Origin of the sequence: Anabaena sp. CCY 9402-a (genome assembly GCF_963920945.1) — a bacterium.
In the GTDB taxonomy this organism is placed as follows: Bacteria; Cyanobacteriota; Cyanobacteriia; order Cyanobacteriales; family Nostocaceae; genus Trichormus; species Trichormus minutissimus.
The window spans coordinates 44,687-68,237 of the sequence record NZ_CAWUDL010000020.1; the positions used below are offsets into that span (position 1 = coordinate 44,687).

Annotated in this window: 21 protein-coding genes; 11 read left to right on the forward strand and 10 right to left on the reverse strand. The window is 42.3% G+C overall.

Annotated features, from left to right (window positions below; translation table 11 throughout):
* The first annotated feature begins 30 nt into the window (after positions 1 to 30).
* Both ACM0OR_RS09740 and ACM0OR_RS09745 read left to right on the forward strand, forming a co-directional pair.
* Positions 31 to 708 carry a response regulator transcription factor gene (locus ACM0OR_RS09740; protein ID WP_237992963.1) on the forward strand — a complete coding sequence of 226 codons (678 nt, stop codon included), beginning with the start codon at positions 31 to 33 and terminating at the stop codon, positions 706 to 708.
* Between the two features lie 438 nt (positions 709 to 1,146).
* The gene (locus ACM0OR_RS09745) at positions 1,147 to 1,938 is read left to right on the forward strand and encodes an Rpn family recombination-promoting nuclease/putative transposase (protein WP_414576064.1); all 792 of its coding nucleotides are present in this window, start codon (positions 1,147 to 1,149) and stop codon (positions 1,936 to 1,938) included.
* A 62-nt stretch (positions 1,939 to 2,000) separates the two neighbouring features.
* Here ACM0OR_RS09745 and asnS read toward each other — a convergent pair whose 3' ends face one another.
* Together asnS and ACM0OR_RS09755 are read right to left on the reverse strand one after the other, a co-directional pair.
* Positions 2,001 to 3,392: an asparagine--tRNA ligase gene (gene asnS, locus ACM0OR_RS09750; protein WP_414576065.1), complete on the reverse strand. Its 1,392-nt coding sequence runs from the start codon at positions 3,390 to 3,392 to the stop codon at positions 2,001 to 2,003.
* A gap of 2 nt (positions 3,393 to 3,394) precedes the next feature.
* On the reverse strand, positions 3,395 to 3,757 hold the full coding sequence (locus tag ACM0OR_RS09755; RefSeq protein WP_414576066.1) for a hypothetical protein: 363 nt from the start codon (positions 3,755 to 3,757) through the stop codon (positions 3,395 to 3,397).
* Between the two features lie 81 nt (positions 3,758 to 3,838).
* Between ACM0OR_RS09755 and ACM0OR_RS09760 the strand changes: the two genes are divergently transcribed.
* Positions 3,839 to 4,120, forward strand: a complete 282-nt coding sequence (locus ACM0OR_RS09760) for a DUF6439 family protein (RefSeq protein WP_414576067.1) — start codon at positions 3,839 to 3,841, stop codon at positions 4,118 to 4,120.
* Between the two features lie 95 nt (positions 4,121 to 4,215).
* Here the strand turns inward: ACM0OR_RS09760 and ACM0OR_RS09765 are convergent, their stop codons facing one another.
* Positions 4,216 to 4,665 carry an ATP-binding protein gene (locus tag ACM0OR_RS09765; RefSeq protein WP_190707929.1) on the reverse strand — a complete coding sequence of 150 codons (450 nt, stop codon included), beginning with the start codon at positions 4,663 to 4,665 and terminating at the stop codon, positions 4,216 to 4,218.
* Positions 4,666 to 5,077: 412 nt separating this feature from the next.
* Positions 5,078 to 6,460: a 23S rRNA (uracil(1939)-C(5))-methyltransferase RlmD gene (gene rlmD, locus ACM0OR_RS09770; protein ID WP_414576068.1), complete on the reverse strand. Its 1,383-nt coding sequence runs from the start codon at positions 6,458 to 6,460 to the stop codon at positions 5,078 to 5,080.
* Between the two features lie 133 nt (positions 6,461 to 6,593).
* Here rlmD and ACM0OR_RS09775 point away from each other — a divergent pair, with 133 nt between their 5' ends.
* The 5 genes from ACM0OR_RS09775 to ACM0OR_RS09795 all read left to right on the forward strand — a co-directional run bounded on the left by ACM0OR_RS09775 (position 6,594) and on the right by ACM0OR_RS09795 (position 13,357).
* Entirely contained in the window at positions 6,594 to 7,079 is a 486-nt protein-coding gene (locus ACM0OR_RS09775; RefSeq protein ID WP_190707934.1) for an allophycocyanin subunit alpha-B, read from the forward strand.
* 528 nt (positions 7,080 to 7,607) lie between these two features.
* A complete protein-coding gene (locus tag ACM0OR_RS09780; RefSeq protein ID WP_414576069.1) occupies positions 7,608 to 8,261 on the forward strand; it encodes a hypothetical protein in 654 nt (217 codons plus the stop codon).
* Between the two features lie 203 nt (positions 8,262 to 8,464).
* A complete protein-coding gene (gene purL / locus ACM0OR_RS09785) occupies positions 8,465 to 10,831 on the forward strand; it encodes a phosphoribosylformylglycinamidine synthase subunit PurL (protein ID WP_414576070.1) in 2,367 nt (788 codons plus the stop codon).
* A 314-nt stretch (positions 10,832 to 11,145) separates the two neighbouring features.
* Positions 11,146 to 12,645: an amidophosphoribosyltransferase gene (gene purF, locus ACM0OR_RS09790; RefSeq protein ID WP_190707940.1), complete on the forward strand. Its 1,500-nt coding sequence runs from the start codon at positions 11,146 to 11,148 to the stop codon at positions 12,643 to 12,645.
* 145 nt (positions 12,646 to 12,790) lie between these two features.
* A complete protein-coding gene (locus tag ACM0OR_RS09795) occupies positions 12,791 to 13,357 on the forward strand; it encodes a Uma2 family endonuclease (RefSeq protein WP_414576071.1) in 567 nt (188 codons plus the stop codon).
* A gap of 39 nt (positions 13,358 to 13,396) precedes the next feature.
* Here ACM0OR_RS09795 and ACM0OR_RS09800 read toward each other — a convergent pair whose 3' ends face one another.
* The 3 genes from ACM0OR_RS09800 to ACM0OR_RS09810 all read right to left on the reverse strand — a co-directional run bounded on the left by ACM0OR_RS09800 (position 13,397) and on the right by ACM0OR_RS09810 (position 15,375).
* On the reverse strand, positions 13,397 to 13,678 hold the full coding sequence (locus ACM0OR_RS09800; RefSeq protein ID WP_414576072.1) for a hypothetical protein: 282 nt from the start codon (positions 13,676 to 13,678) through the stop codon (positions 13,397 to 13,399).
* Between the two features lie 67 nt (positions 13,679 to 13,745).
* Entirely contained in the window at positions 13,746 to 14,786 is a 1,041-nt protein-coding gene (locus tag ACM0OR_RS09805; RefSeq protein ID WP_414576073.1) for an ABC transporter permease, read from the reverse strand.
* Positions 14,787 to 14,856: 70 nt separating this feature from the next.
* The gene (locus ACM0OR_RS09810; RefSeq protein ID WP_190707948.1) at positions 14,857 to 15,375 is read right to left on the reverse strand and encodes an adenine phosphoribosyltransferase; all 519 of its coding nucleotides are present in this window, start codon (positions 15,373 to 15,375) and stop codon (positions 14,857 to 14,859) included.
* A gap of 469 nt (positions 15,376 to 15,844) precedes the next feature.
* Here ACM0OR_RS09810 and ACM0OR_RS09815 point away from each other — a divergent pair, with 469 nt between their 5' ends.
* Positions 15,845 to 16,471 carry a DUF3038 domain-containing protein gene (locus tag ACM0OR_RS09815; RefSeq protein WP_190707950.1) on the forward strand — a complete coding sequence of 209 codons (627 nt, stop codon included), beginning with the start codon at positions 15,845 to 15,847 and terminating at the stop codon, positions 16,469 to 16,471.
* Entirely contained in the window at positions 16,468 to 17,934 is a 1,467-nt protein-coding gene (locus ACM0OR_RS09820; protein ID WP_414576074.1) for a DUF4335 domain-containing protein, read from the forward strand. Before ACM0OR_RS09815 ends, ACM0OR_RS09820 begins: the two co-directional genes overlap by 4 nt.
* A 193-nt stretch (positions 17,935 to 18,127) precedes the next feature.
* Here ACM0OR_RS09820 and ACM0OR_RS09825 read toward each other — a convergent pair whose 3' ends face one another.
* The gene (locus ACM0OR_RS09825) at positions 18,128 to 20,398 is read right to left on the reverse strand and encodes a transglycosylase domain-containing protein (RefSeq protein WP_323266635.1); all 2,271 of its coding nucleotides are present in this window, start codon (positions 20,396 to 20,398) and stop codon (positions 18,128 to 18,130) included.
* Between the two features lie 446 nt (positions 20,399 to 20,844).
* On the opposite strand from ACM0OR_RS09825, the gene ACM0OR_RS09830 reads away from it, so the two are divergent.
* Positions 20,845 to 21,399, forward strand: a complete 555-nt coding sequence (locus ACM0OR_RS09830; RefSeq protein ID WP_414576075.1) for a hypothetical protein — start codon at positions 20,845 to 20,847, stop codon at positions 21,397 to 21,399.
* Positions 21,400 to 21,499: 100 nt separating this feature from the next.
* Here ACM0OR_RS09830 and lspA read toward each other — a convergent pair whose 3' ends face one another.
* Positions 21,500 to 22,024, reverse strand: a complete 525-nt coding sequence (gene lspA / locus ACM0OR_RS09835) for a signal peptidase II (protein ID WP_323266636.1) — start codon at positions 22,022 to 22,024, stop codon at positions 21,500 to 21,502.
* Between the two features lie 83 nt (positions 22,025 to 22,107).
* Entirely contained in the window at positions 22,108 to 22,695 is a 588-nt protein-coding gene (locus tag ACM0OR_RS09840; protein WP_323266637.1) for a biotin transporter BioY, read from the reverse strand.
* Positions 22,696 to 23,551: the final 856 nt, after the last annotated feature.

Genomic DNA, 23,551 nt, shown 5'->3' on the forward strand with positions numbered 1-23,551 from the left:
ACCATATAAGGATAACCATTCAAGACCTTGATGGATCGAAGCGCGACAAGTGCCACTGCTATGAAAGAGCCCAGCATGAAAGATCACAAACGACTTCTACTTATTGATGACGACCCTAACCTCATCTTGCTGGTGAAGGACTATCTGGAATTCAGAGGATATGAAGTCATCACCGCAGAAAATGGTCGAGAAGCTTTAGAGATTCTCGAACATGATGTTCCAGACATGATCATCTGTGACGTGATGATGCCGGAAATGGATGGATATACCTTTGTAGAACAAGTCCGGCAAAACGAACGCACCAGTTGGATTCCTGTCCTTTTCCTGTCGGCCAAAGGGCAAAGTGCAGACCGAGTTAAAGGTCTAAATAAAGGCGCGGATGTCTATATGGTCAAGCCTTTTGAACCAGAAGAACTCGTAGCGCAGGTAGAATCTTCCCTGAAGCAAACTATCCGTTGGAAGGAACACCAAACCAAAGGAGGAGAAAACGGTTCTCGTATCCAAGTTCCCTTCGATGTGCAATTAACTCCAACTGAGCTGAAGGTAGTGCAGTTTGTAGCTAGAGGTCTAGCTAACAGAGAAATCGCTGAAGAATTAAATGTTAGTCAGCGTACCGTTGAAAGCCACGTTTCTAATATGTTGGGCAAAACCAATCTCCACAACCGCACTGAATTAGCGCGGTGGGCGATTGAAAATCAAATGGCGTAAATAGCTATCAGCCTTCAGCCGTCAGCTTTACCATAATGAACTGACTGCTGACAGCTGATAGCTTAACCTATTAAGTCCTGTAGTTTAAGGGTAGATTGGTGAAAACTTGGGGTCGCCAATCTTCATTTATTTTGTGGTTATCCCTGTCGAAGTGTAGGTATTATCGCATTAAATTTGGTACGTAAAAAGAGAAAAGAGCGATCATAGACAAACCCAAATTAGGGAGTATCTTCAATGTTTCATTTCATTTTTAAACGCAGAAGGGCGTAAATGTGTCACGCGAACCATCTGTGTTCTATTTTAAAACCTGGGATACTCCCACCTTAAATTAAGTATTATAAAAAAAACTCTACGGAAATGAACGTATAGTTTAAGGGAATTATAATATTTCTAATAATATTTCCAAATAATACGTAATCGCATTTCTTTAAACTTGTCATGTATGACAACATCTGCAAATTCATTGCCGAAAACTTTAAAGATGACTTAGCAACATGGTTACTAGGTTCACCAACTAAACTAACAGAAATTAGCCCTACAGAATTATCAAACGAACCTATTCGCGCTGATTCGTTAATATTGATGCAATCAGATGACTTAGTTCTCCATACTGAGTTTCAAACCGACGCAGATGAAAATATACCCTTTCGGATGTTAGATTATCGGGTGAGGTTGTATCGCCGTTTTCCTCAAAAACAAATGCATCAAGTAGTGATTTATTTGAGAAAAACAGCTTCACCATTAATCACTAAAACCGATTTTAGATTAGAAAAGACTTACCATGAGTTTGAGGTAATACGTCTATGGGAACAACCTACAGATAGGTTTATTGCTGCTCCCGGTTTGTTGCCCTTTGCCGTCCTAAGTCAGACTGAAGATCCTACAATGGTATTAACCCAAGTAGCGAAAGCAGTTGAGGCAATTACAGACCAAAAACTACAAAGAAACATAGTAGCAGCAACTGCGATTTTAGCAGGCCTTGTCTTAAACAAAGATGTAATTAGCAGAATCTTAAGGAGTGAGATTATGCGTGAATCAGTGATTTATCAAGAAATTCTCCAAGAAGGCAAAGCCGAAGGTAAAGCCGAAGGTAAAGCCGAAACAACAAGAAAGTTGGCTTTAAATTTGCTGGAAATTGGTATGAGTCTAGAGCAAATTGCTCAAGTAACTGAATTATCTCTTGAGCAAGTTCAGGCTTTACAAAAAGAGATTTCAGAATCTGAAATTTAACTAAAAGATAAAACCCGCATTGGCGGGTTTTATCTGTCTAATTCTAGAAATTGAGGCTGGTGCTAAAACTCAGCATTTTGCGGTGTGCGAGGGAAAGGAATCACATCACGAATATTACCCATACCTGTCATAAATTGTACGAGTCGTTCAAAACCTAAGCCAAAACCAGCGTGAGGGACAGTACCATAACGGCGTAAATCCAGATACCACCACAAGTCTTCCGGCTGCATACCTTGCGCTAAAATACGGCGTTCTAGAACATCTAAACGTTCTTCTCTTTGTGAACCGCCAATAATTTCACCAATTTTTGGTGCAAGGATATCCATTGCACGGACGGTTTTTTCATCGTCATTCAAGCGCATATAAAAGGCTTTAATTTGCGCTGGGTAGTCGGTGACAATGACTGGTTTTTTGAACAACTGTTCAGCTAGATAGCGTTCGTGTTCTGATTGTAAATCTAAGCCCCAATTTACAGGATAGTCAAACTTAACGTCGGCTTTTTCTAGCAGTTTGATCGCATCTGTGTAAGTTAGTCGCTCAAATTGATTGTGAATAATATTTTCGGCTGTTGCTAAGACAGTATTATCAATGCGTTGATTGAAAAAGTCCATGTCTTCAGGGCATTTTTCTAAGACATAGCTAAAAATGTGCTGGAGAAACGCCTCAGCCAAATCCATATCGCCTTCTAAGTCACAAAAAGCCATTTCTGGCTCAACCATCCAAAATTCAGCCAAGTGGCGGGATGTGTTGGAGTTTTCTGCACGGAAGGTGGGAGCGAAAGTGTAGACGTTGCTAAACGCCATCGCCATCACTTCGGCTTCTAGTTGTCCACTGACGGTTAAGTATGTGGGTTTAGCGAAAAAGTCTTGGCTGTAATCAACTGATTGGGTTTCTGTGCGGGGTATATTCTTTAAATCCAAGCTGGTGACACTAAATAGTTCCCCTGCGCCTTCACAATCGCTAGCGGTAATAATGGGGGTGTGTACCCACAAAAAGCCTCTTTCTTGGAAGAATTGGTGAATGGCTGTTGAACAAGCATTGCGGACACGGAAAACTGCACCAAAGGAATTAGTGCGCGATCGCAAGTGTCCAATATTGCGTAAAAATTCAAAAGAGTGGCGTTTCTTTTGCAATGGGTAGGTTTCGGGATCAGCTTCACCGTAGACTTTCACTGTCTCGGCTTTCAATTCAATACGCTGTCCTTTCCCTTGGGAAGCCACCAGCACGCCATTAACCTCAACCGACGCACCTGTATTTAGTTGTTTTAAAATTGCTTCGTAGTCTGGCAAATCCTGATTGATGACAACTTGCAAATTAGCTAATGATGAGCCGTCATTCACCTCAATAAACGCAAACCCCTTCAAGTCGCGCTTCGTTCTTACCCAGCCTTGGACTAGAAGAGACTCATCAGGTTGACCACTTCGCAGTATTTCTGCAATCCTTTGATTTACCATATTTACCCAGCACAGGACTTTAATATCCAGCCTATAATAACGCCCATTCCACCAAAGCGGACAGCTTGCCAGAAAGGTTTCTTGAGACTACGCCAAGAAAATAACTGGCTTTCTAAGTTTAGTTCTAGCACTTCTAACTGCTGTTTGATGTGCCGTAACTCTGCTTTTATTTCTGGTGTTTTATGCTTATTTTCCTGCAATTCGTCCCGACGTTGTTGCCATTGTGCCTGTTGGGTGCGATCGCTGTTTACTTGAGCATAACGTTCTTTTAACAATATCAGCGATCGCTCGACTTCTTCTAGTTCCTGCTCAAAATCCGGTTCTTGATTTTTCCCTAGTGAATGTGGTTGTTTAGGCGGCTTCATATACGGCTAGTAAACTAATATAAAAAATAAGTCTGCCATCTAGAGACTTAAAACTCATTACTCATTACTCAGCACTTAAATATGCTTTCTAAAACCAATCAAATCAATGAATTGAGCGAATTAGAACTAGCCCAAGCCCTTATGGAAAGGCTGAGTATTTCCCCTAACGATTGGCATCGCCTCAAGTCTAACCGCAATTCTCGCGCTAGTGAACAAATTGCAGCTGCAATGGTATTTCTCCTCAAAAACGAACCACAAGAGGCTCTTGCTAGACTAGAACAAGCTGTTGGTTGGTTAGATCGTTCCCTTTCCGCTCCTCCCTGTCCGACTCATGGACATAAGGGACAGGGGACTGGTGACTAATACCGCTACGCTTTGCTCCAATTCAAAATTCAAAATTCAAAATTAAAGACAATACTAGGGATTGGGAAAGAAATTCCCAATCCCCAATCCCTAGCCTACCGCCTCAAAGACAGACGGGGGCGGTTTTGCATTTGCTTACACAGTCTTAATTCTGTACCTTTGCGATTCCACTCTACTTGATCAAAAATTTGGTGTAGGAGACACATACCTCTGCCATTTTCTGACTCATCAGATGGTAAATAATCTGTTGGGTCTTCATTCTCGCTAGTCACGGGATGAAATCCTTGTCCTTGGTCTGATATCACCCACCAATACTGATTATCTATTAGAGAAAACCGGACTACAACTTTTTTACTGGGATCAAGATTATTGCCATGTTTAGCTGCATTAACTAGGGCTTCTTGGAGTCCTAGCCGCAGTTCGGACTGCAATCTGGAGGGGATTTCCGCCAGCAGTAAATCTAAAATAGGACAAAGGTAAAGCGTTGAGGCGAAACTAAGTGTGCCCCAATAACGTCCCACTGGACGAAGGGAAATGGTTATCACGAGAGAAACCCCATAGCTTTCAGTTAGCTAGACATCAGTTTGCTTTTATATGCACCCTGATAGTGGTTGAGGTAGTCATGCTGCCTTCAAACTTGCGTCTTAATTACTAAATATTGAAAATGCTGGGGAGCATTGACTCTATTGGTGATGTTTGATTGTTGATACATAAAACGGCTTTGAGAAGTTATGCTAGTTAGGTTAGCAAGTTGGAAAATCATACAAATCACAAAGGTTTTTATATTCTCTTAAAAATCGCCGATTTATACTTTATACAATCTTATTCATTGGTAGCTAGAGTCTATGCAACTTGGGTTTTATTAACAAAATCATTGCTATTCTTATGTTATTTCAATTTTAGCATTTTTACTATGCAATAGACTACAAATTTGCAATGTAAGTTTTTTGTAAAGAGCTAATTATCCTTGTCAAAGTGTGATGATACAAGGAAAGCAGCAGCTTCCACATGAGATGTTTGTGGAAAAAAATCGGCGGGTTGGATGCGTTGAATAGTATACAAACCATTTTCACAGAGTAATTTAAGGTCGCGAGCGAGGGTAGCTACTTTACAGCTGACGTAAACGATGCGCGGGGGTTTCGACAATAATAAAGATTCGATGACAGCGCGATCGCATCCCTTACGTGGCGGATCTAGTATGACTACACTCGGTATTATTCCCATATTCGGCAGTAATCTCTCAACTGCGCCCACTTGAAATGTGACATTATGTATACCATTGCGATCGGCATTGACAATCGCCTGTTGTACCGCTTCTGGTTGTAGTTCTAATCCTATGGCTTGGCGTACCTGTTTCGCTAAGGGTAAAGTTAAAGTCCCAATACCACAATAAGCATCAACTAGCACCTCATCACCTTGCAATTTTAATTCTGACTGAATGACTTCTAATAGAGCTTCGGCTGTTTCTGTAGAAACTTGAAAAAATGTATCGGGACGAACTTGAAAATCTAGTCCAGCAAAGATTTCTCGCAGATAAGGGACTCCTGCAATGCAACGAGTTTCTGCACCAAAAATAGCATTTGTGCGTCCAGGATTGTAATTTAAGGACACCCCAACTAACAGGGGATATCGCTTCAGCCATGCTTCTGCTTGCTTCGTAATTCCTGGTAAATCTTCATCTTTGACCACCAACGTTAACAAAATTTCACCTGTACGCCGGCCAATGCGTAAACTCAAATGGCGAATTTGTCCTTGATGGCGGGTTTCATCGTAAATTGACCAGCCTTGCTGTTGGATGTCTTGCTTAATTTCCGCCAGTAAAGGATTTAAGCGTACATCTTGGACGGGACATTGATTTAAGTTAACTAATTGGTGGCTACCTTTTTGGTAATAACCAGCTTGTACTTGACCTGTGGGAGAAATATCTAGAGGATAGGTAGCTTTGTTACGATAACCCAAAGGCGAATTTGCCACTAATACGGGATCTACTGTTGGTGTAGTAAAACCACCGATACGTTGTAAAGCTTGGATAACTTGATGACGTTTAGCAACGAGTTGATATTCATAATCAATATGTTGCCACTGACAACCGCCACACTTATCAGCCACAATGCAGCTAGGCCGAATGCGATGAGGAGAAGGTTGTAATAATTCTTTAACTTTGCCGTGAGCGTATTTCGGTTTGACGTGTACCAAGCGTACCAGAGCGCGATCGCCTGGGACAGTATCCGGCACAAACACCACCCGTTCCTCAAAACGCCCTACACCGTCGCCTGTATCGCTCAAATCTGCGATCGTGATCTCTATTAATCCACCCTGTTGCCAAATAGAATTAGTCATTAGTCATTCATCATTAGTCAATATTCATTCTCCCCTGTCACCTGTCACCTGTTCACTGTTCCCTTCCCTCTTCACTTCTGTACCTCCAACTCGTTAAACTAACAAAATAATATTTCGCGTGATTTAAATAATCATGACTGTAATTAGCCAAGTTATTCTCAAAGCCGACGACGAACTGCGCTATCCCAGCAGTGGCGAACTCAAGAGCATTAAAGAGTTCTTGCAAACCGGCGAGCAAAGAACACGCATTGCTGCTACCTTAGCGGAAAACGAAAAAAAGATAGTTCAGGAAGCCACCAAAAAACTTTGGCAGAAGCGTCCTGATTTTATCGCACCTGGCGGTAACGCTTACGGTGAAAAACAGCGTGCTTTGTGCATCCGTGACTATGGCTGGTACTTACGCCTAATTACTTATGGTGTACTTGCTGGCGATAAAGAACCAATCGAAAGCATTGGTTTAATTGGAGTGCGGGAAATGTACAACTCCCTAGGTGTTCCTGTTCCTGGCATGGTAGAAGCCATCAATTGTCTGAAAACAGCATCTTTAGACTTACTCAGTGCAGAAGATGCAGCAGCAGCAGCACCTTACTTCGATTACATCATTCAAGCGATGTCATAGTAAAAAGTCTACGCTGGTTCTACAAGTGTGCTTCTGATCTACTAGATTGAGTGTGAAGTATTAACCTCATACATCGATAAAATCTCCAATTTGATCATAACCTCCCCACATCTGGTTGTGGCTCTGGCATAATTTGTGTCAAGTTACCAACTAGATGTGGGGAAATTTTATTGATGTATAGGGATTTAGCAACGTCATTCTTCCCTGCGCCTCTGCTCCCTAGCCTCTTCTTCGACCCCAAACAAAAAGCCGACAACCTTTTTCAAAAGACTGTCGGCAATTAGTGTGTTCCCTATTAATGACTCGGCTAGAGTTCAGTAATGAGCTAATCATCCCAATTTGCCCATTGGCGGGAAACGATCTTAATCATGAATCTATGTGATTGTTATCACTTAGTTTTAACGAAAAGACTGCATTTACTAGTAAAATCTCTAACTTTAGTAAGACAAATTTCTCTAGAATAGCAAAAAGATGTAGTAAAAACTACGAAATATCGATTTTTTTAATCATAAGTACACGTAGGTAAAAATGAATATTCGCTCTGCTTACTTTTTCATTGGGTCAATTATTTTAGGAACTTTCTTTGGTTGTGCTGTGCCACAACAGGCACAAGTTGTTCAAAATCCGGTTGTCACACCTAAGCCTGATGCTCCTGAAATCAGTTATAACCCATCTAGGCAACCAGCTACAAAAACTGCCACAATTTCTATTGAAGGAGAAAAAACTCCCATTACCCTAAAACTCTACGAAGAGTATAAAACTTTATTCACTACATATTTTCCCGATCAGGAGTTTATCGCGGAAGGTGTTAGTTCTGGTGAAGGGACAGGGGTAAAGTTCATCGTCAATTTTGATGGGAGCAAAAATGACAGAGCCTATATTAGTGTCTTTTTCCCGAATAACGTCCAAACTATCGAACAACTAGAAAGCTTTGTGAATAGTAAGTCTGGACTCATTGCATCTAATAAATGGCGCGTCATCAGTCAAAGTTCAAAAGTCTCCTATCCTTGGGCAAAAGAAAAGATTGATTTCCGCCAAGGACAAGAGATTATCGGTACTGTATACCTTGGTGAACAAAACGGTAAAGTTTTCTATGTAATTAATCATTACCCAGCAGAGTACAGTGATGGATTTGCACCAAGAGCCGATTTGATTTTACAAAACCTACAGGTTAGTAATTAAGAAATTGAAGGTAGCACAGCCAAACATTCTTATTTTTTAAAGTTAGCGATCGCATCTTCGCGCGAATCAAGGAAAATTATGATATCTAGCAAGAGGTGAAAGTGAGCCTAGAACATTTCTAAACGATTTACCTTTCTAGAACTGCACATACAGCACAAGTAAATCGATACAATAATGCTCTGTACTCTTGGTGCATTATTTCCATGACTGCCACATCTCCTGCTCCCTTTTCTCCCCAAGAAATTGCTGCTCAAGGTATTAAACCAGAAGAATATGCAGAAATTGTGCGACGCTTAGGTCGTCATCCCAACAAAGCCGAATTGGGAATGTTTGGGGTGATGTGGTCTGAGCATTGCTGCTACAAAAATTCTCGCCCTTTACTCAAACAGTTTCCCACTACTGGCCCCCGCATCCTTGTAGGGCCAGGAGAAAACGCTGGGGTTGTAGATTTGGGTGAAGGACTGCAACTAGCATTTAAAATTGAGTCTCATAACCATCCCTCAGCTGTTGAACCCTTTCAAGGTGCTGCAACAGGAGTTGGTGGTATTCTCAGAGATATTTTTACAATGGGTGCGCGTCCCATCGCTTTGTTAAACTCGCTCCGGTTTGGTTCTCTAGAAGACCCCAGAACCCAAAGGCTCTTCTCTGGTGTAGTTGCAGGAATTTCTCATTATGGTAACTGTGTTGGCGTTCCCACTGTCGGCGGTGAAGTGTACTTTGACCCTGCTTACTCCGGTAATCCTTTAGTGAATGTCATGGCACTAGGATTAATGGAAACGCCAGAAATTGTCAAATCTGGGGCATCCGGTATCGGTAATCCTGTATTGTATGTGGGTTCTACCACTGGCCGCGATGGTATGGGAGGAGCTAGTTTTGCTAGTGCTGAATTAAGTGGTGAATCAATGGATGACCGTCCGGCGGTGCAAGTAGGTGACCCCTTTTTAGAAAAATCTTTAATTGAAGCTTGTCTGGAGGCATTTAAAACAGGTGCAGTGGTCGCTGCTCAAGATATGGGTGCTGCGGGTATTACCTGTTCTACTGCTGAGATGGCGGCGAAAGGTGGTGTCGGGATTGAATTGGATTTAGATAAGATTCCGGTGCGAGAATTGGGGATGATTCCCTATGAATATCTATTGTCAGAATCTCAAGAACGGATGCTGTTTGTTGCCCACAAAGGACGAGAGCAAGAGTTAATTGATATTTTCCACCGTTGGGGACTACAGGCTGTTGTTGCTGGTACGGTAATTAGCGAACCCATCGTCAGGATTCTATTTCAACGTGGAGTAGCAGCAGAAATTCCGGCTGATGCTTTAGCAGAAAATACCCCCCTGTACGAGCGTGAGTTGCTAGCAGAACCACCAGAATATGCTCGTAAAGCTTGGGAATGGTCGCCTAATGCTTTGCCGACTTGTACATCTCAGGGTATTAAAATTCAAGGTAATTTGCAAAGTTGGCTTGATATTTTATTAACTTTACTAGATACACCCACGATCGCCTCCAAAAATTGGGTGTATCGTCAATATGACCACCAAGTCCAGAACAATACTGTCATCCTTCCAGGTGGTGCAGATGCGGCAGTAGTACGCTTACGACCACTGGAAAGGAAGCAGGGGAGCAGGGAAGCAGGGGAGCAGGGGGGAATTAACCATGCCTTAAGCGGCGTTGCTGCGACAGTAGACTGTAATCCTCGTTATGTTTACCTTGATCCTTATGAGGGAGCGAAGGCAGTAGTAGCAGAAGCAGCACGCAACCTTAGCTGTGTGGGTGCAGAACCTCTGGCGGTGACAGATAACCTCAATTTTGGTAGCCCCGAAAAACCCATTGGTTACTGGCAATTAGCAGAAGCTTGTCGCGGCTTGGCGGAGGGTTGTCGAGAATTAGCCACCCCAGTAACAGGTGGGAATGTTTCTTTATACAATGAAACTCTTGATTCTCAAGGCAACCCCCAACCGATTTATCCGACTCCTGTTGTGGGAATGGTGGGATTAATTCCAGATTTAACCAAAATTTGCGGTCAAGGTTGGCAAACCCCAGGTGATGTGATTTATCTTCTCGGCTCATCTCCCACCAGTTTAGGCGCATCGGAATATTTAGCTACCCTTCACAGCACTGTCGCAGGTAGACCAAGCAAGGTAGATTTTGATTTGGAACGTCGTGTACAGAAAGTCTGCCGTGAGGGTATCCGTTCCGGTTGGGTAAGTTCAGCCCATGATTGTGCTGAGGGGGGTGTAGCTATTGCCATAGCAGAATGTTGTCTGGCTGGCAAGCTAGGAGCGCAAATTTATTTAGACGCTACACAGTCACAACGCCTTGATGAATTACTCTTCGGTGAAGGTGGAACAAGAATTATTGTATCTGTAGCATCAGCACAACAAGAAAATTGGGAATCCTACTTACAGGCAAATCTGGCTCAAGCATGGCAAAAAATAGGTACTGTGGGTAATACCGATGTAGGATTGGCGGTTTTAACCACTGATAACCAAACCTTAATCCAAGTTAGTATCAAAGAAATGAATGATCGCTATCAAAATGCGATCGCCAGACGCTTAAAACTAAAGCCTAAAGGATAAGAAGAAGCAGGGAGCAGAGGGGGAAAATTCCATACCCAAGGACTTATGCCCTAGTCCTCCTAATTAATGACTAAATTCCCCCAAATCAATAGCATCTTTAGACACAATTAGGGTACTGTTTTAATAGATGGTTAAAGATTTATTAAGAACAGCCCCACTGTCCAGTTAATAGAATTAATCCCAGTGACACCAATTCTCCGAAATTCAACAATATATCTAAACTTAGAAGCTCTTGTGACATCTGGATTTCTGAATTTTGAATTTTGAATTTTGAATTGGTATGACTTGACACCCCCACCAGGAGCAAAGCTAGCATGATTCCCATTGATTCCGTCACTTTGGATGAGTACCCCCAGCAGATTGACAACCCAATCGATAGTCTGGAAAGTCGTCCAGACAAGCCAGAAGAAGCTTGCGGAGTTTTCGGCATCTACGCACCAGGAGAAAATGTTGCCAAACTGACTTACTTTGGATTGTATGCCCTGCAACATCGGGGTCAAGAATCAGCCGGCATTGCCACCTTTGAAGGGACAAAAGTCCACCTTCACAAAGACATGGGCTTGGTGTCTCAAGTGTTTAATGAGTCGATTTTGGAAGAGTTACTAGGGAGTGTTGGCGTTGGTCATACTCGTTATTCCACCACCGGTTCTAGCCGGAAAGTGAATGCCCAACCTGCCGTAGTCGAAACCCGGTTAGGCTCATTAGCACTTGCACATAATGGTAACTTAGTCAATACTGTGAAATTGCGAGAAGAGTTGCTTAATAGTAACTTTAACTTAGTAACCACCACAGACTCAGAGATGATTGCTTTTGCGATCGCCGAAGCAGTCAACGCAGGTGCAGATTGGTTAGAAGGAGCTATTCAGGCATTTCATCGCTGTGAAGGTGCGTTTAGTCTAGTCATAGGTACTCCCGTTGGTGTGATGGGTGTACGTGATCCTAATGGCATTCGTCCTTTAGTGATTGGTACTGTACCAGGGAATCCCATTCGCTATGTTTTATCTTCCGAAACCTGCGGTTTAGATATCATTGGTGCAGAATACCTGCGCGATGTCGAACCAGGTGAAGTAGTTTGGATTACCGCAGAGGGTATGGCTTCCTACCACTGGAGTCAAAAACCCCAGCGTAAACTATGTATTTTTGAAATGATTTACTTTGCCCGTCCTGATAGCCAAATGCACAATGAGAGTCTGTATAGCTATCGGATGCGCCTAGGACGGCAACTAGCGAAAGAGTCCTATGTAGACGCAGATATTGTTTTTGGTGTTCCTGATTCTGGCATACCAGCAGCCATTGGATTTTCCCAAGCTTCTGGTGTCGCCTACGGTGAAGGACTGATTAAAAATCGCTATGTAGGACGCACCTTTATTCAGCCTACCCAAGCCATGCGGGAATCGGGCATCAAAATGAAACTTAACCCTCTTAAAGACGTGCTGGCGGGTAAAAGGGTGATTATTGTTGATGACTCGATTGTACGGGGTACAACTAGCCGCAAACTAGTGAAAGCTTTGCGTGAAGCCGGTGCAGTAGAAGTACATATGCGGATTTCTTCACCCCCGGTAACTCATCCTTGCTTCTACGGTATCGATACCGATAGCCAAGATCAGCTCATTGCTGCGACCAAATCCGTAGCAGAAATTGCCCAGCAGCTAGAAGTAGATAGCCTCGCTTACCTGAGTTGGGAAGGAATGTTAGAAACCACAGGGGAAGACACCAATAGTTTCTGTTCGGCTTGCTTCACTGGTGATTACCCTGTAGCGATTCCTGAGCAGGTGAGACGTTCTAAGCTGATTTTGGAGAAGGTAGTAGTTTAGAGATGAACAAAAAATAAATTACTTTTAGGGTGGGTTAAGTTACGGCTAACCCACCATTATTTTAGGGTTGATAGTGCCTATTGACTTTTGCCTTGCGGCACTCTCATCCAAGCTAAAATATTAACATCCCCAGCAGTGATAGCTTATGACCCAGCCGACAACAGAAAGAGTACGCTGGACTAACGCCGACTTAGAGTTGTTTCCAGATGACGGAAAACGCTATGAAATCATCGACGGAGAATTATTGGTGACAAGATCGCCTCATTGGAAGCATCAAAAAGCTTGTGTCAGAATTAGCACAGCTTTAGATAATTGGTCACAGGAGACGGATTTGGGAGAAGTTGTGATTGCTCCCGGTATTATCTTAGGGGATAACGATAATATCATTCCCGATGTCGTTTGGGTTAGTAAACAGAGACTAACTGAACTATTAGATGAAGCTGGACATTTGACGGCTGCACCAGAATTAGTTATAGAAGTTTTATCTCCCGGTAATGAGAACGAAAAACGGGACAGAGAACTAAAACTTAAGCTTTATTCAACACGGGGTGTAAGAGAGTATTGGATTGTTGATTGGCGCAAACAACAGTTGGAAGTATACCGACGCGAACAGGGAAGTTTAAAGTTAGTAACAACCTTATTTCCAGGTGATCAACTGGAATCGCCCCTACTACCTAATTTTACTTGTGCGATCGCTCGTTTATTTGCTTAATCAAGAACTAGCTATTGCCTATTGTTGAACTTCAATTACCTAGCTGTGCTTTAAAAAATCCACTTTAGGCAACAATGGGTCAGTGACAATACCTACGCCTGTAAAACCCCAGCGTTTCAGCAAACTGCCTAACTGTGTACCAGGAAGAGATTCTACAGCAAAGCGGTTTGCTACGTCTGGTGCATGAGTATTGAGATAGCTAAGGGCATCAAAGTTTTCTTGAAATAGTAATAAATAAACAGATGCGTCTTCATTGGGACGAGCAGTGAGATAACGTCCATCAGCTTTTGAACGCAGTATGTAATAGACTTCGGAGAGCATGGAGGTAGGTAACAAGGGACAGATGACAGGGGACAGGGGACTGGTGACAGGTAACAGGTAACTAAAATTATGTGTCTAGACGAATGCGGGGGTCGGCTACTTTGAGTAACAAGTCTGCCATGAGGTTTCCTACATTGAGTAATACGGCACTCATTACTAGACTCGCCATGACTAAATACTGGTCTTTAGCAATTACCGCCTGTAAAGTTAATCTACCTAAGCCTGGCCAGTTAAAGAACTGTTCCGCGATAAATGCACCGCCCAATAAACCTGCTAACTCAAAGCCTAGCAAAGTGATAAGGGGGTTAATGGCATTACGCAGCGCATGGACGTAAATCACACGATTTTCTGGTAGTCCTTTAGCGCGTGCTGTTTGAATGTAATCTTGGCGCAGTACATCTAATAATTCACCGCGCATAATGCGTTGTAAGCCTGCAAAACTAGTAATACTCAAAGCGATGGTAGGTAAAATCATGTGCCAACCGAGATCAAGGATTTTACCAAACCAAGATAAATCCGCATGGTCAATGCTAGTCATCCCACCCACGGGGAATAAAGGCGTGGTGAATTGGGCAAAGATCAGTAAAAACAAAACAGTGATGAAACTGGGAAAGCCTTGTCCGGTATAGCTAATCACCTGCAAAATTCGGTCAGTGGCTTTATTTTGCTTCACCGCCGCTACAATACCCAAGGGAATAGCGATCGCCCAAGTGATAACTAAAGACGCGATCGCTAAAATTAAAGTAGCAGGTATCCTCTCCCACAATAGAGACGCAACTGAACGCTGGTAAACAAAACTTGTCCCAAAATCTCCTTTGGTGACAATGCGCCCCAACCATAACCAATATTGCTCTACCCAAGGCTTATCCAAACCAAACTGCTTGATCAGTTCTGTAATTCTCTCTGGAGAAATTTTCGGATTTTGTCGCAGTGTATCTACATAATTACCTGGGGATAATTTCATGATGAAAAACGACAGTGCCGATGCCAACAATAGAGTCAACAGTGCCTGCAATATTCGCTTCACCACATAAATGAACGTTTCGCTGGTGATAAACCTAATCAACCAGTCCCAAACTCTATCCCCGGAAATTCTTGTAGAAGTCATTATGCCTTTTATCCTTTGTTCCTTTGTCCAGTGGTGTTTGGTTTCAAAGCCATGAGTCAATGACTATTGACTAATATTCAACTAGAGAAATAATTGGCACATCTGGTAAATATTTGCGCCCTTGTAAATCCCGTAGCTCGATAATAAACCCAAAACCTACTAATTCGCAGCCTATTTGCTGCATTAATTGGGCTGTGGCAGTTGCTGTTCCTCCTGTCGCAATTAAATCATCTACAATCAAGACTCGGCTACCTGGGTGTAAAGCATCTTGATGCACTTCTAAACAGTCAGTACCATACTCTAGTTGATATTCAACCGAATGAACTGCTGCCGGTAGCTTGCCTTTTTTGCGGACAGGAATAAAACCAGCACCTAATCTATAAGCTAACGGAGTGCCAAAAATGAACCCTCGTGACTCCATACCCGCAACATAATCGACTTCCAAACCAGCTTCATTACATTTTTCTGTAAGAAAGTCAATAGTGTATCGCAAACCTTCGCGATCGCGCAGTAAAGTAGTAATATCCCGAAACATAATTCCGGGCTTAGGAAAATCTGGAATGTCGCGAATTAGAGATTTTAAATCCATAATTATGGGGTTTGGGGGCTGGGGTTTGGGGTCTGGGGACTGGGGATTATTGTCTTTAATTTTGAATTTTGAATTTTGAATTTTGAATTGGAGCATTCGCGTAGCGTCTCGTAGAGAAGCGACTTGACTTCCGCCTTGCGGCTCTAGTCCCCTGTAACCTGAAAAATCGTACACTATAATGTCATACGCTTGGGATCAGAGCATTGATTTCGTCATCCATTGACGATATAGAGAATCTACACCAAGCTGAAGATAGATTAATACTCACACAACAAGAGAGTAAAATAATGCTTTAAAAACTTAAATTTACGTATAGGTCAATGTGGGAGTAATACAAGTAAGTTAATGTATATATCCATTAGACTTGTTATTGCTACTAAAAGTTTAATCTTGCTTTTTAGCTGTTTATCTTAAATTAGTTGTACTAGTTTTGCCTAGTCTATTAGAGCCGCACAAGGTATTTTATAGAATGAATGTTTCTGCAAGCTTAACGCCGTTTAATAGTCCAACCCCTCCATCACTGCCGATGATTTTGGACACTTTACCAGATCCTGCGATCGCGGGACAGGGATGTCCTGCTAGAACTAGGTTGCAAATTGATCTGATCTTATTGGCGATTGAAGCTTTAGAATTGGGTGGATCTGAAGCCATTCTCACTTTTGCCCAAGAGTTGGACTTGAAAGTCATTGTCAAGGATAGGGTAAATTTGTGGCGGATGCGGAGTTCTAACCCCATCAGAAGAGCGCATATTCGCCGCCCTTTAACTATTATGGAGGCAAAAGCTTTAGTAGTAATTGCCTGTTACATCGCCCGGCGTTTAACAGTTGTGATCCGCCAAATGCTGATGATCTGTCAACAAATGAACGACAAGCAGATCCCCCTGGAACAGAATTTACGCCTATCTAATTACCTAGAACGTTTTAGAGCGCATTTTAAAAGCAGAATGAACGCTCGCCGTTTTGGTGCGTTGGCCTTAAATTCTGATGAAAAATTAAATGAATTAGCTATAAATTTGTTGGGACAATTGCTATTTTGTACTGGTACAGCTGGAATGCAGCGTTTCTGGATTAGTCTTTTTGACGGTGAAGTAGAATGAACATTCAACGTAAGTACAGTCTGCCTAATTGTACATTGCTTTTAGAGGGATTAAGTGATGCTACCAGAGGCACACACTTCCAAGAAATGCGCCCTGAGCTTTCAATTTTGGTAAATGCAGAATGCTATATTTCCAATTACAATCAACCCCTTGTGGGAGGAAGAGAATTTTTTGAAAGTTTAGTAAGAGCAGTTAGTGGTTATGCTCAAGAGTTTTTAAGTAATGTGCCAAATCCACAAGCACATAATCAAGACTCTGAACTGGTAGAATTACAGAACATAGATGTGAACCGCCATAGATTAATAGTTCACGCTGAGAATGCACCAGATGAATTTAATTCTGGCTCTAGCAATCATCTACAACCCATTCAAATAGATTTGAATACGGTACAGTTGTTTGATTTAGTGGAAGCTGTAGATCAGTTTTTTGCGGACACTCAAACTTTACCAGAGTTATCCCTAGAATTACAACCAGTGACTAGACGTTATGGCGGTGCTAGTCAAGCTGTTATGAAACAGGCAGTACCCGCAACTATTGGTGTTTCTAGTTTAGCTGTGGCAGCGATCGCCTTTAGCTTGATTCCTGCGCCAGAAATACGCCCACCAGAAACCAAGCCAGAGGAACAGAGTTCTACTACCGATACTACAGCCTCACCAACAACAACGCCCACAACCGCAGCAACTCCCACACCTACACCTACATCAGCCACCACAGCTGCCGCAGCAACTCCCACGCCAACGCCTACAGAAGCCGCAACTCAACCCGTAGTTAAGGATTTAGAGGCACTTTTAAATAATGTTACTGAAATCACTGATCCCTCTCAACTACGTGTTTTAAATCGGCAGGTTTGGAATCAAATCAACCCAGCTTGGAATAGCCGCACAGAAGTTAAACAGGATTTAGTTTATCGCGTAGGTGTAGCGGCAGATGGTTCAATTGTGGGTTACAAAGCAGTCAACCAAGGGGCTAACAAAGGTATAGAATCAACACCTCTGCCTAACTTACTTTACAATCCTGCTAACCGTCCTCCTATTGCGAATGAGCCAATTGCCCAATTTAAAGTAGTTTTTACTAGCAAAGGCATACTAGAGGTTAGTCCTTGGCGCGGCTATGCGAGAACCCCGGAAGTAGTCGGTACAAAAATCTCTGATGCTAATACCATCAAAACTTTAAACCAAAAGCTTTACGATACAGTCCGGCAAAATTGGAGTGGGACTCCCAGCTTTAACAAAGATTTGAAGTATCGAGTAGCCATCAATAAAGATGGCACAATTGCTGATTATGAACCTCTCAACCAAGTCGCCTTTGACTATTTCCGGGAAACACCCTTACCCAAAATGTTCCAAGCCGTGTACGGTTCAAATGCAGCAGTCCCCAACAACAAGGAAGCTTTAGCCCACTTCCAGGTCATTTTTAAGCCTAGTGGTCAATTAGAAGTTTCCCCTTGGCAGGGATACCAGTAATAATTCGTAATTACTAATTCGTAGTTCGTAATTAAGAGCTACGAATTACGTTTAATGTGAATTAAGTCTTGAAACCCTTGTAGTTTCTTCATTAATTCCAAAAATAAATTTTAGACGAGTCTTAAAATTATCGTGGGATAAGAGACGTTTTTCATTCACATCAAGAGTGAACTACGAATTACGAATTACGAATTTATCTTGTAATTCTCCTCATATAATTACCCCACAACTGAGCAGCCTGTGCGCTGCTACCATTGGTGGGGGAATTATTGTCGTTGCCTAACCAAATACCTGTCGCTAGTCGGCGACTAGGGATAAAGCCAATAAACCATAAATCAACGTTCTTATCGGTTGTACCAGTTTTGCCTGCTTCCCCTAGTCCAATGGCAGCACTGCGCCCAGTACCCCGTGTAATTACCTGTTGCATCAAATTAGTCATCTGATCAGCTACGGCGGGTGATAAGACTCGCTGATTGGCATTTCGGTCTTGGTCAAAAGAATAGATGACACGACAGGTTTTCAAATCATTGCGATCTTTACAATCACTACTATCTAAAATTCTACTGATGGCATGGGGAGGATTCCACACGCCACGATTACTAATCGCACTAAACGCACCAGTCATTTCTAAAACGTTGACTACACTTTGACCCAATATCAAACCAGGTACAGGATCAAGTGATGACTTTACACCCAAACGTTTTGCCATCGCCACCACTTTATCTAATCCCACTTCCCTACCTATCCGCAAAGCAATAGGGTTTTCTGAAAGTGCTAATCCTGTGGCAACATCTAAATTCACGCCTGCACCAGCACGACACGGCTTATAAGTAAACCCTTGCCAGGGTAAAGAGGCGCAGGAATAAGTTCTAGAGGTGGGTATGCCTTGTACAAGTGCCTGGGTGTAAGCAAAAATTTTAAAGGTAGAACCTGGCTGTCTTTTAGCTTGCACAGCGCGATTGAACTGACTTTGACGATAATCAGTCCCGCCAACCATTGCCAGAATACTACCTGTTCTGGAGTCCAGTGTCACCATTCCCCCTTGAGAAAACCGAAAAGCCGAGCCGGCGGTACTGACTGAATTTTGTAGAGATATTTCGGCTTGCTCTTGAATTCTGGGGTCTAGCTGGGTTTCGATAATGTAATTTCCTTCTCTGGCTGCACCTTCACCTAATATGTTTTCTAGTTCCTGAAAAACATAGTCATAAAAATAAGGAGCTATAGTTTTAGCCTGCTGCTCACATACTTTAGGACTAACTTGCACCGTTGATCTTCTCGCTCTGTTAGCTTCCTCTTGGCTGATTTTGCCCATCTCTAACATCCGCTTAATTACACGATTGCGATAATCAGCAGCGTCGAGTTTCCTAGGGCCATCTCCACAAAAATTAAAAGCATTGGGAGCAGGTAAAATTCCTACCAATGTTGCGGCTTCCGCTAGAGACAAGTCTTTAGCTGACTTCTCAAAGTAATACTTACCAGCATCCTCAAAACCAGAGGTATTTGCCCCTAAAAACACCCGATTCAAGTAAGTCAGCAAAATGTCATCTTTGCTGTAAAAGGCTTCTAACTTCAGGGAAACAATGGCCTCCCTAATTTTACGCCCCAAGGAATCTTGTGCGCCGACATAATCACGAAATAAACTCCGGGACACCTGCTGGGTGATGGTGCTAGCTCCTTGCTGCACATCTCCACTGCGGCTATTAATCAACACAGCCCGTAAAATGCCCAAGGGGTCAACCCCAATATGCCAGTTATAGCGGCTATCTTCAGAGGCTACTACCGCCGCAGGTAAATAACGGCCAAAGTCTTCTAGACGCTTCATGTCTACGTGAGCCACATTCCGGGGTTCACGTAATGGGGTGCTACCATCACGGGCGTAAACTACTATAGGAGCGCGGGTAGCTGTTGGTAAAGGTCTAACTTTAAATTTGAACGATTCAACCCCAATTACCAATCCTAACAAGGCACTTACGCCAGCAATCCCATAACCTGTCCAAGTAGCTGCTTTCACGTAGAAAGGTGGCGGATCGACATATTGCAATCGTACTGAAGCTGCTAGTTCTGGTGGGCCTAGGGTGAGAATATCGCCATGACGTAGTTCTAAAGTGTTAACTCGCCGTTTACCGCGATAAATGCCATTGGTGGAGTTTTCATCTTTGATAGTAAAAACTGGGGTACGCTGGGAAGAATCCCGTGATAACGACAAGTGAATTTGGCTGACAACTGGGTTGCGAATGACTATATCAGAGGATTTGGAACTGCGACCCAGTATATAGCGATCGCCTAACAGTGGATAAACCTCCGCTTTATCTGCCCCTGCATCCTGCACCCAGAGTTCTGGTACTTTGGCATTAGGCTTGAGCGCCAGTTTAGAAAAATCAACCCTAGCTTGAATCGTATGTACTGCTTGAGTCAGTTGACCAAGTAAAGTTTGTGATTTGTGAGGAGGTTGGGGAGAGTTCATCGGCTGTTTACATCACGGTGAAGAGTGAAGAATCGGGCGAATGGCAGTCTCTATAATTGGTTTTACACCATTTTACTCCTAAGCCAAAAAATTAATTGGCTATACGGAATTCTTGCCGATTCAATCTTACATCAATAGACTAGCTATTCAGTAAAATTACTTTGTTGGTTGGGGTACTGGTTAATACAGATACAATTTTCCACTTCTAGTCTACAATGCTGATTTTAGCTAATGTTAATTTGTTGCATAACCAGAAGGAACACTTTTACTTTTGTATTAATTAAAACTTACTATCAATAAATTAATGATTGAATTTTCACTACTTTTACATATCCACATACATTACAACAAAAGCAAACATCTTCATTTAGGAATATTTTCTAAAAATCTATTGTCTGTTTTAATGGTGCGAGTGTTCCATTTCCGTTGAGGTTAAGTTCAGAATTATGGGAAAATCTCTGTCCCTGATTGGTACAGTCCTGACTTTAGCAATCACAGCTAATGTTGCTGTTGCTCAATCCAATAAATCCCCTATCGCTCAATCTAGTAGCTCATCCACCAGTTCATCAACGGAAATTAAATTATCACCAGAAGGATTTGAAATTCTGTGTAAGCGTTTCCCTCTCAATTCCCGTTGTGCAGGTAATCAATCTGTCACACCTAATGCTGATAGTACCCCAGTAGAAACCCAACCTACTGAAGACACAACTCCAGCACCAGAAAGCCTAACAGTACCTGAGTCCACTACTCCTGAAAGTACAACTCCAGCACCAGGAAGCCTAACAGTACCTGAGTCCACCACTCCTGAAAGTACAACTCCAGCACCAGGAAGTCTAACAGTACCTGAGTCCACCACTCCTGAAAGTACAACTCCAGCACCAGGAAGCCTAACTGTACCTGAGTCCACCACTCCTGAAAGTACAACTCCAGCACCAGAAAGCATCTCTCCAAACAAACTTCCAGATTCTGGTTTACCCACAATTCCCTCCACTGGTAATTAGTAAGTAGTGCATCTAATTTAAATTAATAGTTACTTAAAAAGAAAAGGACAAGGGATTTGACCCTTGTCCTTTTCTTTCTTAACAAATTGCTACAACTTAGTTAAGGAAATCTACGACTAGAAGTAGGTGTTTTCCGCAAAGAAGCCATCAATAAGCAAACAATACCTATGCTAATGAATGAATCTGCCACATTAAAGACAGCAAAGTTAATCAATCGAAAATCGAGAAAATCAACTACATAGCCTAAAGCAAACCTATCAATACCATTACCCACAGCACCACCCAAGATAAAACCATATCCCAGCTGATCCCAACGATTTAACACAGGGCCAAACAATGCTATCCCTATTAAGATTAAACTCACTCCCAAAGATAGCCAGCGTAAAAAATCTACCTGTCCGCTAAATATACTAAAGGCTGCACCATCGTTTTTGACGTAGGTGAAATGAAATATGCCTTGTAGGAGTGGTAGCGTATTTCTATCGTATGGAATCCCTGTTTTGGAGTCGATGATAGTTTCTAACGGCCAAAACGAAGATGCTTCTACCACCCAGTATTTTGTCAGTTGGTCTAAAATAACTGCTACAAAGGCAACGATCAAGAAAAGGTGATTTTTTAAACGCATGAAAATAGGTAGGGACTTGGGATTCGGGATTGGGGAATAGGGAGTAACAAAATACTAGACTCTAACCTCTAGTAACGTCATGACTAATAAAACATTAAGTGTCGCAACACATATGCTATGACGGTAACGGCACAGACTACACCTAGCTGGCTGGGTATTACAAACCAAGAATATCTGAGAATGGCTTGTGTTAATAGTGGACTGTCTATACCTTGCCCCTGAAAAGCATAACTAATGATTAAATAAATAATTCCGCAAATATGGATAGTTAACAAGCCACAAATACAGCTAAATGTTAGCGTTTCCAGCTTGGGTCTAGCTTGAAACGCCACAAAGCCACAAATCCATGCGGCAGGAATAAATCCTAGTAGATAGCCAAACTGAGATAGCTTAATGTAGCCAACGCCGCCACCTCCATCAAATACAGGATGCAGAGTTAAACCCATAACTAAGTAAGCAATTTGTGACAACGCACCAGCATTTTGTCCTCCTAGGCAACCTATTAACAGCACCGCACCAATTTGATAGGTGACGCCTAAAGAAACAGTTTGAATTCCATGCTGACTCCAACTCCAAGGTGAGGTGATACTATAGGCTTCTAAAAAAGTACCACCTATTGTCAAGAGTAAGCCAATCATAGACCATAGTAATTGATTGGAAGCGGCAAACATTGATAATTAGGACAAAGGAAAAACCAACAGCAACCAGTATAGGCATTAATTACGTAACTGAGACTCGTGCTAACACCCTCAATCGGTAGCATATTGTGTGTCGAAGTCTATATCTTTCTGCATTTTGATCTAGATGTTTTCTGATTCTCTTTGCTTCGATATCATGGTAAAATAATTAACCATAGTTCTGGTTTTTATCCGTGCTGATTAGCTGGTTTATCAATAACTACAAGCTTTACTAAACTATGTTATGTTTTTGAGAATTGTTATGCAGTGATGCCTAGATAGGGCTACACCTAAACTATCCTCTATGTTCTCTGCATTACTACTCCTCATAGGATAAAAATTTTGTGGAATTTAAGTATAAATACATATTTTTAGTTGACATAGGGGTGAAAGCAAAATTGGCGATCGCGTTCCGCCCAGCGTAGCTCTTGGCGCAGCCTCCGTTTCCGACACACTCCGTGTATCCTTTGGGGTGAATCCTACGGATACGCAATGCTAACGCAGGGAACGGAGAGAAGCTAGAGATGGTCTTTGTTCGACCGGGGGTCATCGCAACTTCATCAGCTTTTGCTTGGCAGAGTTATTTTTTCAGTTGACAAATGCTTCTTTCACCACAAATTCTTAATAGAATTGACTCATAGACTTTTATGAATGTAGATCATATATGTTGAGCAGGAACATTTAACAGACACAATCCCTTAACTGGTATAAATTTTATCTGGTTATTAAGTCCAAAATCTTAGCCGCTTAGTCTGAAAAAATATTTTTTTTGCTTTTATTAACCAAAGCTTAACCTTGAAACCCACCTATAAAGGGTAGTTTAGAGTCGCCCATGTGGAAATTTACCCAA

Coding starts and splice junctions, on each gene's coding strand:
- ACM0OR_RS09775 (WP_190707934.1), top strand. CDS start 6,594: ATGACTGTAATTAGCCAAGTTATTCTCAAAGCCGACGACGAACTGCGC.
- purL (WP_414576070.1), top strand. CDS start 8,465: ATGACTGCCACATCTCCTGCTCCCTTTTCTCCCCAAGAAATTGCTGCT.
- asnS (WP_414576065.1), bottom strand. CDS start 3,392: ATGGTAAATCAAAGGATTGCAGAAATACTGCGAAGTGGTCAACCTGAT.
- ACM0OR_RS09780 (WP_414576069.1), top strand. CDS start 7,608: ATGAATATTCGCTCTGCTTACTTTTTCATTGGGTCAATTATTTTAGGA.
- ACM0OR_RS09740 (WP_237992963.1), top strand. CDS start 31: ATGGATCGAAGCGCGACAAGTGCCACTGCTATGAAAGAGCCCAGCATG.
- ACM0OR_RS09840 (WP_323266637.1), bottom strand. CDS start 22,695: ATGTTTGCCGCTTCCAATCAATTACTATGGTCTATGATTGGCTTACTC.
- ACM0OR_RS09800 (WP_414576072.1), bottom strand. CDS start 13,678: ATGCTCTCCGAAGTCTATTACATACTGCGTTCAAAAGCTGATGGACGT.
- ACM0OR_RS09825 (WP_323266635.1), bottom strand. CDS start 20,398: ATGAACTCTCCCCAACCTCCTCACAAATCACAAACTTTACTTGGTCAA.
- ACM0OR_RS09820 (WP_414576074.1), top strand. CDS start 16,468: ATGAACATTCAACGTAAGTACAGTCTGCCTAATTGTACATTGCTTTTA.
- ACM0OR_RS09815 (WP_190707950.1), top strand. CDS start 15,845: ATGAATGTTTCTGCAAGCTTAACGCCGTTTAATAGTCCAACCCCTCCA.
- purF (WP_190707940.1), top strand. CDS start 11,146: ATGATTCCCATTGATTCCGTCACTTTGGATGAGTACCCCCAGCAGATT.
- ACM0OR_RS09760 (WP_414576067.1), top strand. CDS start 3,839: ATGCTTTCTAAAACCAATCAAATCAATGAATTGAGCGAATTAGAACTA.
- ACM0OR_RS09755 (WP_414576066.1), bottom strand. CDS start 3,757: ATGAAGCCGCCTAAACAACCACATTCACTAGGGAAAAATCAAGAACCG.
- lspA (WP_323266636.1), bottom strand. CDS start 22,024: ATGCGTTTAAAAAATCACCTTTTCTTGATCGTTGCCTTTGTAGCAGTT.
- ACM0OR_RS09745 (WP_414576064.1), top strand. CDS start 1,147: ATGTATGACAACATCTGCAAATTCATTGCCGAAAACTTTAAAGATGAC.
- rlmD (WP_414576068.1), bottom strand. CDS start 6,460: ATGACTAATTCTATTTGGCAACAGGGTGGATTAATAGAGATCACGATC.
- ACM0OR_RS09805 (WP_414576073.1), bottom strand. CDS start 14,786: ATGACTTCTACAAGAATTTCCGGGGATAGAGTTTGGGACTGGTTGATT.
- ACM0OR_RS09810 (WP_190707948.1), bottom strand. CDS start 15,375: ATGGATTTAAAATCTCTAATTCGCGACATTCCAGATTTTCCTAAGCCC.
- ACM0OR_RS09795 (WP_414576071.1), top strand. CDS start 12,791: ATGACCCAGCCGACAACAGAAAGAGTACGCTGGACTAACGCCGACTTA.
- ACM0OR_RS09830 (WP_414576075.1), top strand. CDS start 20,845: ATGGGAAAATCTCTGTCCCTGATTGGTACAGTCCTGACTTTAGCAATC.